This window comes from Clostridium carboxidivorans P7 (genome assembly GCF_001038625.1).
Classification (GTDB): Bacteria; Bacillota; Clostridia; order Clostridiales; family Clostridiaceae; genus Clostridium_AM; species Clostridium_AM carboxidivorans.
Genome location: NZ_CP011803.1, coordinates 3,387,522 through 3,405,713, shown reverse-complemented (window position 1 = coordinate 3,405,713; position 18,192 = coordinate 3,387,522). Strand labels below are relative to the sequence as shown.

Annotated in this window: 16 protein-coding genes and 3 tRNA genes; 11 read left to right on the top strand and 8 right to left on the bottom strand. The window is 27.9% G+C overall.

All coding sequences use genetic code 11. From position 1 onward, the window contains the following. Positions 1 to 216: 216 nt before the first annotated feature. From Ccar_RS14905 to Ccar_RS14890, 4 genes are all read left to right on the top strand, one after another. A tRNA-Gln gene (locus tag Ccar_RS14905) sits at positions 217 to 291 on the top strand. A gap of 2 nt (positions 292 to 293) precedes the next feature. After that, a tRNA-Lys gene (locus Ccar_RS14900) sits at positions 294 to 369 on the top strand. 64 nt (positions 370 to 433) lie between these two features. Beyond that, positions 434 to 517, top strand: a tRNA-Leu gene (locus Ccar_RS14895). 642 nt (positions 518 to 1,159) lie between these two features. Further along, the gene (locus Ccar_RS14890; protein ID WP_007064088.1) at positions 1,160 to 1,804 is read left to right on the top strand and encodes a hypothetical protein; all 645 of its coding nucleotides are present in this window, start codon (positions 1,160 to 1,162) and stop codon (positions 1,802 to 1,804) included. Between the two features lie 59 nt (positions 1,805 to 1,863). On the opposite strand, the gene Ccar_RS14885 is transcribed toward Ccar_RS14890, so the two are convergent. Together Ccar_RS14885 and lepB are read right to left on the bottom strand one after the other, a co-directional pair. Continuing rightward, positions 1,864 to 2,604: a polysaccharide deacetylase family protein gene (locus Ccar_RS14885; protein WP_007064089.1), complete on the bottom strand. Its 741-nt coding sequence runs from the start codon at positions 2,602 to 2,604 to the stop codon at positions 1,864 to 1,866. Between the two features lie 168 nt (positions 2,605 to 2,772). After that, positions 2,773 to 3,324 carry a signal peptidase I gene (gene lepB, locus Ccar_RS14880; protein WP_007064090.1) on the bottom strand — a complete coding sequence of 184 codons (552 nt, stop codon included), beginning with the start codon at positions 3,322 to 3,324 and terminating at the stop codon, positions 2,773 to 2,775. A 220-nt stretch (positions 3,325 to 3,544) separates the two neighbouring features. Here lepB and Ccar_RS14875 point away from each other — a divergent pair, with 220 nt between their 5' ends. Both Ccar_RS14875 and Ccar_RS14870 read left to right on the top strand, forming a co-directional pair. After that, entirely contained in the window at positions 3,545 to 4,060 is a 516-nt protein-coding gene (locus tag Ccar_RS14875; protein ID WP_007064091.1) for a hypothetical protein, read from the top strand. Continuing rightward, on the top strand, positions 4,042 to 4,410 hold the full coding sequence (locus tag Ccar_RS14870) for a LiaI-LiaF-like domain-containing protein (protein ID WP_007064092.1): 369 nt from the start codon (positions 4,042 to 4,044) through the stop codon (positions 4,408 to 4,410). The genes Ccar_RS14875 and Ccar_RS14870 overlap by 19 nt, the downstream gene beginning before the upstream one ends. A 348-nt stretch (positions 4,411 to 4,758) precedes the next feature. Here Ccar_RS14870 and Ccar_RS14865 read toward each other — a convergent pair whose 3' ends face one another. From Ccar_RS14865 to Ccar_RS14850, 4 genes are all read right to left on the bottom strand, one after another. Continuing rightward, positions 4,759 to 5,403 (bottom strand): ABC-2 transporter permease, encoded by a 645-nt coding sequence (locus Ccar_RS14865; protein ID WP_007064605.1) that lies wholly within the window; start codon positions 5,401 to 5,403, stop codon positions 4,759 to 4,761. A 140-nt stretch (positions 5,404 to 5,543) separates the two neighbouring features. Next, entirely contained in the window at positions 5,544 to 6,188 is a 645-nt protein-coding gene (locus Ccar_RS14860) for an ABC-2 transporter permease (protein ID WP_007064214.1), read from the bottom strand. A 1-nt stretch (position 6,189) separates the two neighbouring features. Continuing rightward, on the bottom strand, positions 6,190 to 7,047 hold the full coding sequence (locus Ccar_RS14855; RefSeq protein WP_007064606.1) for an ABC transporter ATP-binding protein: 858 nt from the start codon (positions 7,045 to 7,047) through the stop codon (positions 6,190 to 6,192). Positions 7,048 to 7,082: 35 nt separating this feature from the next. Further along, positions 7,083 to 7,463, bottom strand: coding sequence for a GntR family transcriptional regulator (locus Ccar_RS14850; protein WP_007064217.1), 381 nt, complete (start codon positions 7,461 to 7,463; stop codon positions 7,083 to 7,085). Between the two features lie 172 nt (positions 7,464 to 7,635). Between Ccar_RS14850 and Ccar_RS14845 the strand changes: the two genes are divergently transcribed. Then, complete coding sequence (locus tag Ccar_RS14845) at positions 7,636 to 9,288, top strand: ABC transporter ATP-binding protein (protein ID WP_007064608.1); 1,653 nt, start codon at positions 7,636 to 7,638, stop codon at positions 9,286 to 9,288. Between the two features lie 803 nt (positions 9,289 to 10,091). Here Ccar_RS14845 and Ccar_RS14840 read toward each other — a convergent pair. Continuing rightward, positions 10,092 to 11,615, bottom strand: coding sequence for an N-acetylmuramoyl-L-alanine amidase (locus Ccar_RS14840; protein WP_007064284.1), 1,524 nt, complete (start codon positions 11,613 to 11,615; stop codon positions 10,092 to 10,094). A 195-nt stretch (positions 11,616 to 11,810) separates the two neighbouring features. Between Ccar_RS14840 and Ccar_RS14835 the strand changes: the two genes are divergently transcribed. Together Ccar_RS14835 and Ccar_RS14830 are read left to right on the top strand one after the other, a co-directional pair. After that, entirely contained in the window at positions 11,811 to 12,401 is a 591-nt protein-coding gene (locus Ccar_RS14835) for a 3'-5' exonuclease (RefSeq protein WP_007064283.1), read from the top strand. A gap of 535 nt (positions 12,402 to 12,936) precedes the next feature. Beyond that, positions 12,937 to 14,232, top strand: a complete 1,296-nt coding sequence (locus Ccar_RS14830; RefSeq protein ID WP_007064310.1) for an IS110 family RNA-guided transposase — start codon at positions 12,937 to 12,939, stop codon at positions 14,230 to 14,232. 764 nt (positions 14,233 to 14,996) lie between these two features. Here the strand turns inward: Ccar_RS14830 and pepV are convergent. Further along, a complete protein-coding gene (gene pepV, locus Ccar_RS14825; RefSeq protein ID WP_007064042.1) occupies positions 14,997 to 16,388 on the bottom strand; it encodes a dipeptidase PepV in 1,392 nt (463 codons plus the stop codon). A 482-nt stretch (positions 16,389 to 16,870) separates the two neighbouring features. Here pepV and Ccar_RS27050 point away from each other — a divergent pair, with 482 nt between their 5' ends. Both Ccar_RS27050 and Ccar_RS14820 read left to right on the top strand, forming a co-directional pair. Next, the gene (locus tag Ccar_RS27050) at positions 16,871 to 17,026 is read left to right on the top strand and encodes a hypothetical protein (RefSeq protein ID WP_007064043.1); all 156 of its coding nucleotides are present in this window, start codon (positions 16,871 to 16,873) and stop codon (positions 17,024 to 17,026) included. Positions 17,027 to 17,041: 15 nt separating this feature from the next. Continuing rightward, positions 17,042 to 18,043, top strand: coding sequence for a WG repeat-containing protein (locus Ccar_RS14820; RefSeq protein ID WP_007064044.1), 1,002 nt, complete (start codon positions 17,042 to 17,044; stop codon positions 18,041 to 18,043). The last annotated feature ends 149 nt before the right edge of the window (positions 18,044 to 18,192 follow it).

Here is an 18,192-nt window from a genome sequence, read left to right as displayed (position 1 = left end):
TCCATTTATATTAACCATATTAATAAATTCACCTAAAGTAATACATTGGATAATAAATTAATAATTTATTGTTGTAAGTTAGGGTACAAAAGTGCCTAATTTGTAGAAAAGAATGCATAATAGAAAAGGTAATAAAAAAAATGCAAAAAACTGTTGACAAATTATATATTTCCCCGTATAATTAATAACTGTGCTAAGGAAATGCACAAAACAAATTGGGGTGTCGCCAAGCGGTAAGGCATAGCACTTTGACTGCTACATGCGTAGGTTCGAATCCTGCCATCCCAGCCATTGGTTTACTAGCTCAGTTGGTAGAGCACATGACTTTTAATCATGTTGTCCGGGGTTCGATTCCCCGGTAAGCCACCAAATAAAAATTAATAAGCAAATTATTTAATTTACAAATATTAATTTGTAAATTGTAATTTTATATGCAGGTGTGGCGGAATTGGCAGACGCACTAGACTTAGGATCTAGCGCCAACGGCGTGGGGGTTCGACTCCCTTCACCTGCACCAATTATTAGATGACATGGATAAGTAATAGCAAATATTACTTATTTTTTTATTTTAAAAATAATTTAGTAGAGTAAAAATGTGATGAATTTTATAAAAGCATGACTTTCTTATATTAAGTCATGTTTTTGCTTTTTATAAGTTGTATATATAAAAGTGTTGAAAGTTGTATAAATGCATATTATAATTTAATCATATAAATTGGCAGAATTAAATGAAAAATATATAAAAAAGTAACAATCAAAATATTTTGGTTGTATTTACGGAGGTGAATTTATTTGAAAAAATTAGGAACAAAAACAGTAATTACTATTGCTATATCTTCATTGGTGATAGCTATTATGGGAGGATTTGCTTTATTTAAGAAAAAGTAGTTAGATATTTATATAAGTTATTAAAACAAAATTCATTAAGCTGAGTTTTTGAGAATTTAGCTTAATGTATTAATTTTACTAGGTATTTTTTTTATAAAGAAGTGTTGATTATAATAAATAATTAGAAAAATTTACGTATATTTAGTTTGCTATTGAAATAAGGTGATTTAAGCCTTGTTTTTTTAATTTTTTTAATATTATGTATAACAGCATAAAACGACTTTTTTCGATTATAATGAAATATATATTTATATAAATGGGGAGTTGTTTTATGAAAATTAATAATTTTGTATTATATGAAAATAGTAAAAATGACAGCTTTGCATATGGCACAAAATTTATACCAAAAAGAACATTAAATAAATCAACAGATTCTATGGTTGCTTCTATAGAAAAATACATTAGTGGCAAAGATGCTTACAATGTATCGTTTAAAAAGAATAATAATGGTAAAACTCATTCAAATAGTTATAGTTTTACTAAGGAAGTTTTTAAACAATATATAGATTTTTTAACTAACTTTACTATTGATGCAGCAAATAATCAGTCAAATTTAGAAAAAAGTTTTACTTTGGAATCTGAAGGTGAAATAATTCTAAGTTCTCTTGACAAGGAGCATGTAAAAATATGTTCTGTAAAGCATAAACAAAATTCTTCAAGTAGAATATTTTTTACACTACTAAAAAAGGAATTGTTGACTTATATAAATGTTTTAGAAAACATTTATGAAGGTAAGGAAATTATGAGCTCTCTAGGTTATGAAATGGGATTTTTGATTAATCCATTGAGTAAAAAAGAAAGAGACGAATTATATTTAAGTACACTTTATGCATTAGTAGATGGCGCATTAGATGGAAAAGATGAAAAAGCATTTTATAATATATCAAAAGAAATAAAAAGAGTTTTAAACTATTAAAAAATAAGTTAGCTGTGATTTTGACAGTTAACTTATTTTGCTATATATAGTATTAACATTTAATTTTTTACTCTAAAATAGTATTCAGGTGTATCTGGGGTAATAGGTTTAAAATGATAGCCTAAATTTTTGTAGTATAGTATTACAGATTCTAAACAATCACAGGTACTTTTATTGTTTGCATCACAATGCATGAGTAAAAATATTTTGTTGGGATTAATACATTTTTGAGTAGCTTCTCTATACAATTTATTTGCCTTGGTATTATAATTAATTCCATCAGAAGTACACAAATTCCAATCATATATTTTATAATTCTTTTCATGTAATTCTTCTAAAAGATTTTTAGTTAGATGTTTTTTACTTCCAGAAGGAAATCTTATTATTTTAGGTTCTATACCAAGTACTTTTTTTATTTCCATAGAAGTTTCATTCATTTCATTTATAAAATCTTTATCACTTGCATAAACCTTTCTATATACATGAGTATATGTATGTAATCCTATGCTGTGACCTTCGCTGTACATTCTTTTTAAAATATCTTCTCTACCATTTATTTTGTATCCAACCACAAAAAAAGTAGCTTTTACATTTTGTTGTTTTAAAATATCTAACATTTTATTGGTTACATTAGTACTAGGACCATCATCAAAGGTTAAATATATAATTTTTTCATCCATAGAACTTGGTGATGCTTTAACATTATTATAAGAACTTATTGGTATAGTGTAGTTAAACAATATAAAAATGATAAATAGACATGAAACCGTAATTAATATTGCTTTATTCTTTATTTTCATAGTGTATTCCTCCATAGTGTATTTCAAATTTTAGTTTTATACTTAAAAGATTACTCAAGTTAAGTTTATAGCTAGTATATGCACTATGAAAAATTTTAATAATTAACATAGATAAAAAGAACTGAATTATTAAATAATAACTAATCCAGTTCTTTTTTATTAATATATCTAAAAAAAGTTCTTTAATTTATTAAATGGAAAAACTCTTACAACAGCATGTCCTTTTACATCTTTTAAGTTAATTGGTCCTAGTATTCTACTGTCAGTGCTGTTGGTTCTATTGTCTCCAAGCACAAATATGCAGCCTTTAGGAACTGTAAACTTTGTTTCAGAAGTAAGAGGTTGTGTAACTGTTTGAGGATCTAGATAAGGTTCATTAAGTTCTTGATCATTTAAATATACTTTTCCGTCTTTTAATTCTATTTTATCATCTTCTATACCAATAACTCTTTTAATGTAATTAGATTCATTAGCATCTTTAGAATCAAATACTATTATATCTCCTCTTTTAATTTTGTTCATTTCTGTACTTACTTTTTCAATGAATAGAACATCTTTATCATGAAGAGTGGACTGCATAGATGGTCCATCTACATCAACTCTTGCAAAAACATAACTATGAATGAGCAAAGCCATAATTAAAGCAGTTACTATAACAAATATTAGATCTTTAGCTTCTTTTATAAAATTACTTTTATTTAATTTACCTTCTTTATCCATTTTTTCACTCCCTAATTCTTTAATATAATGTTAAGTATATCAAAAATATGTGAATTTTTAATTGACTGTTTATGTAGTTTCTGTAAATAAGATTTGCTCAATGATTTATATAATTCCTTTAATATTAAGAAAATATTAAGAAACTATAAAGCTTTATTTTAAGATTTACAATATACAATGGATACATAATAAAGTTTAAATAATAAGGAGTGTATATATCGTGAAAAATTCAAAAAGTATGGCAACCTTCTTTGCTATGTTACCAGGAGCAGGACATATGTATTTAGGACTTACAAGACAAGGAATCGAGCTTATGATGCTATTCTTCTTTACTATTTTCTTAAGTTCTAGTATTGGTTTGGAGTTTTTAGGTGTCTTTTTACCAATAATATGGTTTTATAGCATTTTTGATGTGAGGTCAAAAGTTATGAGTGAAGAACCACTAGTGGATTCAAATTTAAAAATATTTTCTAGTATGCAACACAAAGAAGATTTCTGGGGAAACAGATCTATGGAAAAATATATTGGATATTTTTTAATTATTGTAGGTATATTGGCATTAATTAATAATATACTACTTCCATTAGCAAGTAGTTATATTGATTATTCGGTTATAAGATATATAAAATGTGTTGGTATGTCTGTTTTCTTCATTGTTTTAGGATTATTTCTTTTAAGAAAAAAAAAGGTACTTTATCTAAAGGCAGGTGAAGAAAAATGCAAGGAAGAAGAGTAGGAACTTTAACTTTAGGTGGAGTGTTTATAATTGTTGGAGTACTATATCTTTTAATAAATGTTTTTAACTTTCCAATTGATTTTACTGTTGTTAAGTTTTGGCCATTAGTATTAATATCATTAGGTGTAGAAGTTTTAATTTATAGATACTATTCATTAAAAAGTGATTCTGTAGTAAAGTTTGATATTTTAAGTATTTTTCTAATAATGGTGGTATTAATATTTTCCTTTGGTCTCTATGCATTTGGTAAATTTAGCACTGAGTTATTAGATCCAAATTCACCATTGTTTTATAAAAGACATGTTAGTTATATACCTTATATGTTTACATCATTAAGTTGCATTGTATAAGTTTTTGTAGTTTTCAATATCAATGGATTCTTAGAGTCAGATGGAGTAGGAATACTTCTTACCTGAGCAAGTCTGGTAAAATGTCATTTAGATACAATATAAAGGTGGATTGTTTATGAGTATCAGGAAAAGTATTATTACAATGATTATTACATGTATAGGAGTAGGTATTTTCCTTATGGCAGAATATTTTATTTTCTTGGCAAAGTGTCTATAGAAAAGCAAATTAATTTTAAATTAGAGATGTTTCATACAAAAAAGTGTAATACTGAAAGGAAAGTTCAGAATTACACTTTTTATTAATTTATTATAGTATTTTAAAGAATAGTTATGAAGTTGAAATACTATTTATAGATCTTTATTAATGTAAAATTTTATTGAGAGAAGTATAGAAATAAGAAATAGTATAGCTCCAATTACAGCAATGAAGCTAGCTATTAGCCAATCAGGCTGGCTATTTAAAGAAGATATAAGATTTTTAGGAACTTTTATTATATTACTAGCTAAAAAAGTTGCAGTACCTAAAAACAAACAAAACATACCAATGAGAAAATATCTTGATTTTTGATAGCCAAATTTAAAATAGAATGGGAAATATACACAGCAAATAGCTAAGATTCCAATGGTAATACTCAAAATATCCTCTAAATTCATTAGTCTATTCATGTGAACAAAGCCTAAGAAATTTAATAAAGTTGTAAAAACAAATGATAAAAGTATTCCCATAAATATGAAAAACAGTGAAGATAGATATTTTGCTATAACTAAGGTAGTTCTATCTATAGGTAAGCTATTAAGCATTATTTCAGATTTATTTTTATCATCAAAACCACAAGCTCCTAAAATAAGCATGTATGGGATCATAGTTGGAATCATGACAAATATCATAGAAGCATTGGATTGAAAGCAAAATGCAAAGAATAAAGCATATAAAACAGAAATTAGTAAATATTTTTTTTGAATAAGAACATCTTTTAAAATTAGATTTAACATTTTTAGACCTCCTTTACTGTAGAAAGCATAATATCTTTTAAAGTAGCTTTTTCAATATAAAGAATTATTTTGAACAGTTTTTTAAATTTTTTTAGTATCATTTGTTAAAGCTTGAAAGCCAAAGAAATTTAAAAAACTATTTATAAATCTTTATTAATGTAAAATTTTATTGAGAGAAGTATGGAACTAAGAAACAGTATAGCTGCAATTACAACCATAAAGCTAGTTATTAGCCAATCAGGTTGGTTATTTAAATAAGCCATAAAGTTTATAGAAGTTTTATTAACAGTATTAGCTAAAATCATTACAATAGCAAAAATCAACATGAATGTAGCTCCCATAAAATATCTAGCCTTTTGATAACCCAATTTGAAGTAAAAAGGGAAGTATAAACAACTCATAATTAAGGTACCAATAGAGGTTCCAAAAATATCTTCTAAAGTCATTAGTCTATCCATGTGGATAAAGCCAGAAAAGTTTAATATAGTTGAAAAAGTGAATACTAAAGCTATTCCAATAAATATAAAAAGTATTGTAGATAGATATTTTGATATTATTAAGTTAGCTCTATTTATAGGTAGGCTATTAAGCATTATTTCAGATTTATTCTTATCATCAAAACTACAAGCTCCAGTTATAAGCACATATGCAACCATTATTGGAAGCATGTTGAATACCATAGAAGTATTAGATTTAAAACATAAGGTAAAAAACAAAGCATATAAAATAGAAATAAGTAAATATTTTTTTTGAATAAGAACATCTTTTAAAATTAGATTTAACATTTTAGACCCCCTTTACTGTATAAACCATAATATCTTCTAAAGTAGCTTTTTCAATTAAAGAATTATTTTTAAATAGTCTTTTAATTTTTTCAGTATTATTTGTTAAAGCTTCAAAGCCAAAGGAATTTTCTCTTATACCAATAAATTCTTTTCTTGTATCACTATCTAAGAGAGATTTATCACCTTTTACAATACTGTAGTTTTGAAGAATATCATCTTTTGTATCAGAAAATATTATCTTTCCTTTATTTAAAAAGGTTATATAATCTGCAACCTTTTCTAAGTCTGTAGTAATATGAGTTGAAAAAAGTATTCCTTTATTTTCATCTTGTATTATTGAATAGAGAATATCCAGCATTTCACTTCTGAAAATAGGATCAAGGCCAGAAGTAGGTTCATCCATAATAATAAGTTCTGCCTTATGAGAAAGTGCAATGGCAAGAGAGAACTTCATCTTCATTCCTTTTGATAGTTCTTTAACTTTTTTCTTTTCAGGTAAATTGAAATCTGACATATATTTATTAAAAGCTGCATTGTTCCAATTTTTATAAAATGGAGCTATCAAGTTTTTCATTTCTGTTAAAGTTAATTCTTCGTAAAAGTAATTTTCATCATAAACAAAACCTATTTTTTGTTTTATGTCTTTTTCATTTTTGATATTATCAAGTCCGAAAATTTTTATTTCACCAGAATTTTTTTTGATTAGATTCATTATTAGTTTTATAGTGGTACTTTTTCCAGCTCCATTTGGGCCTATAAATCCCATAATAAAGCCTTTTGGTAGATTAAAGTTTATGTTGTCTAATGTAAAACCTTTATATTCTTTTCTTAAATTTTTAATTTCTAAAATATTACTCATAGTAATCCTCCATAATCATTATTACTGCAATATATTTAACTTTGAGAACTGTCAAACAATATGTCTAACATTTCTTTTAAGTCATTTAATGACAAACCTACAAGTTTACTTTCCTCAACAGCTTCTAAAAGCTTATCTTCAATAATTTTTAATCTTTTTTCTCTTAAGAGTTCCTTATTTTGACTGGCAACATAGGAGCCCTTTCCTGGAATAGTTTCAATAAAACCATCTCGTTCTAGTTCTTCATAGGCTCGTTTTGTGGTAATAACACTTATTTTTAATTCTTGGGCTAAGTTTCTTATAGATGGTAAAGAATCACCTTCGCAGAGAGCGCCATTAAAAATAAGATTTTTTATTTGTTTTGTAATTTGTTCATATATTGGTTCACCAACTGAGTTTGAAATAATTATATTCATAGTAAAAGTCTCCTTGCAAAAGAGTGTGTATATATAATATACTGTATATGAACAGTATATACAGTTATAACAGTTGTGTCAACATTATTAAAAAAATAATTTAACAAATTTGCCAAATTTAAAATAAAGTTTTATTATTAGAAAGATACTGATAGAGGAGGAAATAAATAGTATGGGTGGTTATAACAATTTATTAAAACTAAATACATATATTAAAAAATGTAAATTTAACTTTTTTGCAGGTATAGTAGGAATGATTATTTGCTCAATCATGTATACTCCTGTACCTTATCTAATGGGATATGTGATAGATAAGGTTTTAATACCTCATAAAAGTTATATGGAATTATATAAGATTATTGCTGTGTTAATTTTATTACATGTGTTAAGGTATATAATAAGTATTTTTTCAAAAAGTCTTTTTATAAAAGTTCAAAATTCTGTAGTTAATGAAGTTAGAGTATCTATGATGGATAAAATAATAGATTTGCCTATGAGCTTTTTAGGTAAGAAGGAAAAAGGGTATATACTTAGTAGGATATCTGAATGTGGAAATATAGGAAGTTTATTTTCACCTATGTTTGTAAATACATTTTTAAGTATCTTTGACTTTATATTTGCACTGATTATGATGATTACTCTGAGCTATAAGCTAACTATTATAGTAATAATTATAGTTCCAGTATATTTTTTTACTGTAAAACATTCATCTAATCAACTATCAGAAAGTACAAAGTTGATGCTAGAAACAGGAGCTGTTTTAAGTGGTGAAACTTATGAAGTATTAAATGGCATAGAAGAAATAAAGATACTAAATGGAAAAAAGGTTCAGCTTAAAAAATTTAAAAATAAGTTAAACGAAATGGTAAAAAGTAGTATAAAACAGAGTAAACAAATTTTATTTTTTATGGAGAATATACTTTTAGTAAATAATTTAGCAGCAATTTTAATATTATTGTTTTCAGGAATATTTATTTTAAATAATCAATTAACCATAGGAATATATACTGCATTTATCGCATACATGAATAAAATATTTGCAACTACATCAAGCTTTGCCAGTTTGGGAATGACTGTGAAACCTGTATGTGTAAGTATTGAAAGAACACAAGAATTTTTAGAAATGAATGATGAGAACACAGAAAAATGTGAAATAATAAGTGAAAACATAGATAGTATTTCTATTGAAAATTTAAGGTTTAAATATGAGGAAAATGGTGAAAATATAATAGATAAATTAAATTTTAAAATGAATAAAGGTGATAAAGTTCTTATAAAGGGAGAAAATGGCACAGGTAAATCTACATTGATTAAAAATCTTTTAGGATTGTATTCTCCAACTGAAGGTGAAATTTATATAAATGATAAGAAATATTCTCTTATTGATAAAAGAAGTATAAGAAGTAAAATAGGAGTTGTATCTCAAAATGTATTTTTGTTTAGGGGTAGCATTTTAGATAATATACTATATGGACAAACTAATAAAAGTAAAGAGGATGTAGTATCCCTAATTAAAAAATATAATTTAGAAAAATACATTCAGGGATTTGAAAATGGTCTGGAAACTGAAATTAATCAAAATGGAATTGGAATATCAGGAGGTCAAACTCAAATCATTGCTTTCTTAAGAGCAACCATTGCAAAAAAAGATGTAATTATTTTAGATGAAGGAACAAGCAATATGGATGCTGAAACTAGAAAAATTATTCTTAAAATACTTGGCGAAAGGGATATATGTAATATTTTAATGATCATTTCTCATCAAGAAGATGGAATGGAGTTTGTTAATAAAACGCTATGTTTGAAGAAACCAAATGATAATTAGTTTAATAATATAAGTACATTGCGACATAAGTTGCAGTAGAAGTTTGGATTTTAACTTTTATTCCATGATATATGATAAGGGTGTCCTCACGGCTAAATGTTTTAATTATTCTAAAGCTCAAAATTTTTGAAAGCCTAAGAACCTTGTTAAACTCGGTTCCCTCAGACAGGACTAAAGTTCTAAGGCTTTCAAAAATTTTGAGCTAAGAATAATACTAAAACAATTTAGCTAATGTGAGGACACCCTTATCATATATCACTGCATAAAAGTTAAAATCCAAACTAGTAACTTCAAGTGTACGCGTGTAATTAAATTGTTATAAGCCACTTTAGTAATTGAAAATTATATTTAACCATAACTTATAACACTTAAAACTAAGGTTGCGTCATAAAGTATTATTTAAAAATAGTTCAAATATACATAAACTAGATAATAAGTATTATGAAAGCTGCGCTTTTTTTTAAGAGCTATAATTATAGTGTATTATAAGCAATTTTTCATATTAAAATTACAATAGTTACTACACAACTTTTTAGGTGGAGGGAGCATTGAATATATGGTGTATAAAAGCTTTTGAGAGAATTTAGGAGCTCTTATGTCTAAAATTTAAAAAATCTCGTAATTTGAATCAGGACGATTCAAGCCGCGAAAGTCCCAGGACGGGACATTTGAGCGGGTAGAGATTTTTTAAATTTTAGGCATTAGAGCTCCTTAATAAACGGTTAGCTTTTATACACCATATATTCAATGCGGACTCCACCTAAAAAGTTGTGTTGCAATATGCTTATACTATAAGATTACATTTATTGATTTACTACTTTTAGTATTCCTGTTGCTACAGCTTGTGCAGCCTTATTTTGAAAGCTATCATCATTTAATAGTTTTTCTTCATCAGGATTGCTTATAAATGCAATTTCTGCTAATACTGCTGGAGCATTAGTATTTTTCAAAACATAGTAACCTGCTGTTTTTATTCCTCTGTCCTGCAAACCTATAGCTTTAGTCAATTCTTGTTGTATTGATTGTGCTAATTTTTGACCTTCAGGGCTGCCTGATAGATAATATGTTTCTGTTCCACTAGCACTTGGGTCATCTGCACTATTAGAGTGGATACATACAAAATATTGGACATCCGCATTATTTGCTATATCACATCGTGCTTGGAGGTCTTGTCCTACTTCTGAAGGCCAAGATACATCATCACTGGTTCTAGTATATATAACATCTATACCATTATCCTGAAGAATTTTTCCGATTTTTAGCGTTATAGCTAAATTAACATTTTTCTCAAGTACTCTAGTAGGACCAACTGCACCAGAATCATAGCCTCCATGACCTGGATCTAAAGCTATTTTTATTGATCCACTTCCAGTTATCATTCTATTTACTAATGAATCTGAAATTACACCAGTTCCACCTAATATATTTATAGTGGATATACTATTTAAATTAGTCTTAATTATAGAATTTTTAGTGTTATATGAATTGCTTATCAAAACAATTGGTGATGATTTTTTCGCAGCAGCAGCAGAGCCTGATAGTGCATCTGCGAAATTTTCTCCATTAGCCAGGTATACATTATCAAAAGTTATAGTATTTGAAAATTCATTAATAACTGCTAAGTTAGTAGCATATCGGTCAATTCCACTTAATCTTTTACTGTTCTTAAAATTGATACTAGTATTACTAACAGCTCCTTCGCCGCCAACAATATAAGCCATATTTACGTTATTTTTTTCGATGAAGTTTTTAACGCTATCAGGCAACATATCCTTGGTGGTAAGAAGTATAGGCATTTGCTTTGCAGCTGCAATAGGAGCTGCTGATACTCCATCAGGGAAATTTTCACCAGAAGTAATAAAAATACCATTATTTATCCCTACAAGTTCTGCTACTTTTACACTAGTTTCATATCTATCTTGTCCATATATTCGAGTATAGCTTATATTGAGACTGTCTAATTGTTTATTAATATTTTCGGATATTACTCCAGTTCCTCCTATTATAAATGCATTTTTTGCATCTAGTCTTTTTATTTCCTGTAGTACATTATTGCTTATACTATTTCTTGCTGTTAATAAAATAGGTGCATTATATTTTTTCGATAGTGGTGCTGCACTTAAAGCATCTGGAAAGTCTTCACCTGAAGTTAGTATAACACACTCTGATTTGTCCCAATTACTTTGAGAAATCTTTACTGATGTTTCATATCTATCTGCACCACCAAGTCTTTGAGTTGAAGCATTAGCTGATACTTTCATAGAAGCACCAAAAAACACAAATAAAAAACAAGTTAAAACTACTAAAAATTTTTTTCTTAAAAACATCTACCCTCACCCCTTATACTGTTCTAGGTTTTATTTTAACACATATTTTTATATTATTGTTATGGCATTTAATGGACCTAATGTTTATAATTATAAAGGAATAATGTAAAATGTAAGTAGATCTTTACAAAAAAATTTCATTATAATATATTAAAATAAACATTTAACTAAACATAATAAGGAGATTACATTCGTATGAAAAAAATTTTTTTAGATACAGAAACTACAGGGCTTGAACCAGGACAAATTATACAACTTACATATTGTGTTTGTGATATAAACTCTAGAGGAGAAGAAAAAGTTTGTTTTGCAAAGAACTTTTTCTTTGATGTAGATTATGTTGAACCATCTGCAGAAGCTGTACATGGTTTTAGTGTAGAAAGGTTGAAAACTTTATCTATGGGACAAGAATTTAAAGATGCAGCTTCAGAAGTAGCTGCAGATTTAGAAGGAGGAATTTTTATAGCTCATAATGTAAGATTTGATCAGAAATTTGTTACTGCTGAATTTGATAGATTAAATAGTATCCATTGGAATCCTGCTAAATTTTTTTGTACTATGCAGTATTTTAAATCAAAAGTAAATGCAAAGACAAAAACTGGACGACTAAAAAACCCCAGATTAGAAGAGACTATGGATTTTCTTCGAGTAGATCAGAATAAAGTGCTTCAAGGTGCTAAAAAGCTTTTTAATTGCGATGATGTTGATTTTCATGATGCTAGATATGATGTAGCAGGACTTGTATCTTGTTACTATAGAGCTAGAAAATTAGGTTATGATTTGTAGTGCATAAATTTAGTAATATGAGTATAATGTGACGTAAACGAAGTAACTTTCAACTGTATTCCGGCTGATATATGCTGTGAAGGAAAACTCACTTCATTAAGAAGTTCTAATGCTTGAGATATTGAAAAATTTCTACCTCCTTGTATAATGTAGCCATAACATTCAATAGAAAACTATCTATACCATTTGTGAATATTACAACTCAGTTTTTTCTTATTATTCGTAATTCTTTTACCCGACAGGGTGTATGTTTCTACTTTAACTTAGTTTTCTATTTTCCCTTAAGGGGAAACCAAATTAGTAAATATTGATGTATAATATCTCCTGAATAGAAGATAGATGGACACCTCCTGGGAAGTGACTCTATCGAGTCATTATTACCCGTGACTGAGCATGTCATTCCATCAGTGAGAATTCTGTGTTTAGCTGGTTAGGTTTCCCCTTGGGAATTACCTGTGTCACAAACAAGGTTACAAAATTACTGATAGAAATGGAATATCTATTCTATCTCTTACAAACAAAGGAGATAATGTATATGAGTAAATTTTTTTATAGACCAACAGTTGGAATTGATGTATCCGCAGATTTTTCAGTAGCTGCTATACTAGCACCTAACGGTGAAATTTATAGAAAGCCTTTTAAGATTATGCATAATAGAAATGGTTTTGATTACCTAGTAGATCAAATAAAAAAAGTGGAAGAAGAGTTTAGCATGAAAACAGCCATTTTCATGGAATCTACTGGTGTATACCATCTTACTCTTTTCCACTTTCTTAAAGATACATTTGAAGTATGTATCCTTAATCCACTCATTACTAATTGTAACAAAAATGTGGATATAAGAAAAGTGAAAAATGACAAAAAAGATGCATTAACCATTGCTACTATAGGTAAATTTCAAGATGTCAAATATTCTTCTAATTTTGATATTGAAATCTACACTTTAAAATCTCTTTGTAGAGACTATTATAAATTTACTGATAGTAAATCTACATTTACGAAAAAACTTTCTACGGATTTAAGAGTCATTTTTCCTGGTTATAGATCTGTCTTTTCAAGTATTACAAGTAAAACATCAATAGCCGTTTTAAAAAAGTATTCTAGTGCTGAAGCAGTTTTAAATGCTGATAGAGTTGAACTTATTAATCTCATCTCAAGCAATTCTAGAAAGGGACTAGTATATAGTGAGAAAATATATAAAAAGTTATATGCTGCTGCTGAGGAAGCTGCTTACATTGGTCTTAAATCACCAAGTCTATTTGTAAAAGTAATTAATACTATTGCAATAATAGAATCATTGGAAATCCAAATTAGGAACCTATTAGCTGAAATTCATATATTAATGCGCAGTAATAGAATTTCTGATGAATTTAAGAAAAATGTACAACTGCTTTACTCGATACCTGGTGTTGGAGATTTAACATCAATCACAATAATGAGCGAAATCGGTAATATTAAAGGTTTTGTTAAACCTAAGCATTTAGTTGCATATTTTGGCTTAGATCCTTCCGTTAGTCAATCTGGTAAGTTTAATAGTAACAAAAATGTTATGTCTAAACGAGGTACCAGAATAGGCCGAAGAGCTTTATATGTTGTCGCGTTAGCATCTGTACGTAAAAGTAGAAACGGTGAACCAATAAATAAAGTTTTACTTAATTTCTATGCTGAGAATATGAAAGGTAAAAGTAAAAAAGTAGGCTTAGTTGCAATAATGCATAAGCTAATTAACTACATATTCTCTGTTCTTAAAAATCAAAAAGAGTATGAATTACGTGACCCTAAAATACATACAAAGATGTATCTTAATAAGCAATCTAAACCAGCAGCCTAACGGCTAAAATAATTAGGAGCCAATTTCCATTATTCGTGTTTTTTAATGGATTTTTTGTGATGCCTATTTTTATTAATAAAATTTTTTATAAAAACTTATTGACTTTTACTAGCTGGTCTCAAATGCGACGTCCTGTCGCTTTCGGAGCTTTTGCCGTCCTGGCAAAAATTACGAAATTTTTCAATATATCAAGCAAAGAACTTCTAAAATTCGTTCGAATCTTCCTTCACAGCATATATCAGTCTCCATACAGTTGAAAGTTACTTCTTAGTGCATTACGTGTATATATTACTTTCTTATATGACTCTAAATAAAAAGCGTAGCTTTCATAATACTTGTTATCTAGTTTATGTATATTTTAGCTATTTTAATAATATTTTATGGCGCAGCCTGTGCTTTAATTTTAAGTGTTGTAAATATGATTGTGGCTTACTAAAATTACTTATAGTAATGTAATTATGTACATTCACTTGAACTTGCTAGTTTGAATTTTAACTTTTATGCAGTGATATATGATAAGGGTGTCATCACATTAGCTAAATTGTTTTAATATTATTCTTAGCTCAAAATTTTTGAAAGCCTTAGAACTTTAGTCCTGTTTGAGGGAACCGAGTTTGACAAAGTTCTTAGGTTTTCAAAAATTTTGAGCTTTAGAATAATTAAAACATTTAGCCGTGATGACACCCTTATCATATATCACGGAATGAAAGTTAAAATCCAAACTTCCACTGCACTCTTGTGTCGCATAATTTTTATAATACTAACTATTTTGCAAGTTCATAAATTGCATGACCATAGATTTTAGCATTAAGTATTAAGTCATCTACTTCAATGTATTCATTTGCCTGATGATCAAGATCAGGCTTTCCAGGGAATATTGGTCCGAAGGCAACTATATTTGGCATTTCTTTAGCATAAGTACCTCCACCAATTGCAAGAAGTTTTGCTTCTTTACCAGTTTGTTCTGTATATACTTTTTGTAATGATTTTATAATAGGGTGATCTGCTGGGAAAAATAAAGGTTTTTGATGCAGCATATTTTCGATTTCCATACCAGCAGCTTCTATTTTTTCATTAAATGGATTCATCATATTTTCATATTTAAATGTTACAGGATATCTTAAATTAAGTGCCATAGAAACTTTTTCTTCATCCATGGATACTGTACCAATATTAAATGAAAGCTTTCCAGATTCTTTATCTTCAAGATATACTCCAAAAGATTTTCCATCAGTTTCAAATCCTACATATTTATTAAAGAAGTTTATATAATCTGCAATATCACATTTTCCAAGAGGAAGTTCTCCAAGGAACTTAAACATTTGCATTATAGCATTTTTTCCTAAATGAGGTAGGCTTCCATGGGCAGCAACACCAACTGATTTAACAACTATCATATTATCTTTAATTTCTGCAGTTACATCATAACCAGTTTTACTCTTAAATTCTTTAGCAGCATTAATAATAGCTTCAGTATTTTTAGTCGATATTAATGCTTCACAGTAATCAGGAACTACATTGGCTCTTTGGCCACCATTTAAAGATTTAATAATTACATCACCAGTAGATTTTACAGTTAATTTTTTAGTTACATCAAATATGGTAATACCTTTTTCGCCATATATTATTGGATATTCTGCATCTGGTGTAAAACCAGCTACAGGTGCTTTTTCTTTTTCCAAGTAGTGAGGCATTTCATTGCAACCTGATTCTTCATTTGTGCCGAATATGATTCTAACTCTTTTGGATAATGGAAGATTCAAATCTTTTATAGCTTTAAGTCCATAAAGTGCAGCTACCATTGGAGCTTTATCATCCATAGTTCCTCTTCCATATATTTTTCCATCATGAATTTCTGCACCATATGGTGGATATATCCATCCATCTCCTTCTGGAACTACATCTAAGTGACCAAGCACAGCAACGTAATCTTCTCCTTCACCATATTCAGCATAACCAACATAACCATCAATATTTACTGTCTTAAAACCAAGGTTTTGGCAAATTTCTAAAGTTTTATTTAGTACATTGTGCACACCTTCACCATAAGGCATACCTTCTTTTGCAGGTTCTTCAACACTTTTAATTTTTACAAGTTCTTGAGAAGATTTTATTAAACCTTCTTTAAGTTCGTCAATTTTTCTGTTTATTTCCATATTGTCATTCCTCCTATTTTTGAGGACCTTTATCAAAAGATATTTGGTCCTTATTTATATAATTAAAAAATAATGTAAACCTTTTATATGGAGAATCAAAACATTATTTACAGCTATTATATCACTTCTTTTATTAAAAAGTTATAACAGCTATAGTTATATCTATTAATTTATTCTTTTATAATTACAGATGTACAATGTACATGTTATCATATTTAAAGATAGTTATTAAACGGTATTATAGTAAATATCTTAATGAAATATCGACAAAATAATTAATATATTCATTGCAGTTAAGTATACCTTCACATTACTCCTATTATAGTAAAAAAAGTGAATATTTATAAAAAATATATTTTAAAAATCCATTAAATTACTTTATATTGTGTAGAAAATTTATAAATTAATGCAAATAGAATAAAATAATATAGTATAATGTGATAATAAGAAATATATTATGCTATATACAAGGAGAATAGAAAATGTCAGATAAAAATATTGAAATGATGAAGAAAATAATTGAGGCTAAAAAGAAAAAAAGTGCTCAGCAAGGGTCACATTTAAGAGCAGACAAAAATATAGGTGGAACTAGAAAAGCCATCATAAATAAGAAGACAGGCGGATTATTTGATAAGTAGAGGAGATAATGCAAAATGGAAAAAGTACTTTATCCAATAAAATTAGATGGTAAATATGGATATATAGACAATACAGGAAAAATTTCTATAGAACCTAATTTTGATTATGCTGAAGAATTTAGTGAAGGATTAGCTATGGTAAGTATTGGAGAAAATTTTGGATTTATAAACAAAGAAGGAGATATAGTAGTTGAAGCTGAATATGATGATGCCTATGATTTTAGGGAAGGCTTAGCAATGGTTGAGGTAAATGGAAAATACGGATGTGTAGATAATACAGGGAAATTGGTTGTAAAGGCTGAATATGATGAGGCTTATGATTTTTCAGAAGGATTGGCAGCAGTAAAATTAGGATATAAGTGGGGCTACATAGATAAAGAAGGAAAAGCAGTAATAGAGCCCAAATTTTTATATGCAGATGATTTTAAAGAAGACTTAGCTTTGGTTCAATCAGGAGGTAAATTAGGATATATAGATAAGCTTGGTAAGGAAGTAATAGGAGCAAAATATGATTATGCTTATGGCTTTTCAGAAGGGTTAGCAGTAGTTCAGGTAAATAGTAAGTATGGATATATAAACAAATCAGGAGATATTGTAATTGCTCCTAAGTATAGGGAAGCTAGTAGTTTTTCTGAAGGATTAGCAGTAATAGAAGGCAATGGTAAATATGGATTTATAAATGCAAAAGGAGAAATGATAATTTCACCTAAATATGATTGGGCAGATAACTTTTATGAAGGATTTGCAGCAGTTGCTATTAAAGAAAAGTATGGCTTTATAGATAAATCTGGAGTAGAAATAATTCCTGTAAAATTTGATAATGTAGATACCATAAGTGAAGATTTAATATCTGTAGAGGTAAATGGTAAATGGGGATACATAAATAAAGCAGGAAAGTTCATTATAGAGCCAATTTTTGATGAAGTATCAAAATTTGTAGATGGTGTTGCAAAAGTTGTTTTTGAAAATAGAACTAGATATATAAACAAAAATGGTGATTACATCTGGAAGCTTTAAAGTTATATAGAGTTTTTAAGTTTATAGAATCTATTTTAAGAAAAAATTTAATTAAAAATAGAAAGCTGTGAAATATGAATATAATATCATACTTTCACAGCTTTTATTTTTTTGCAATAAAATATTTTGTTAAGAAATTTGTAAGAACT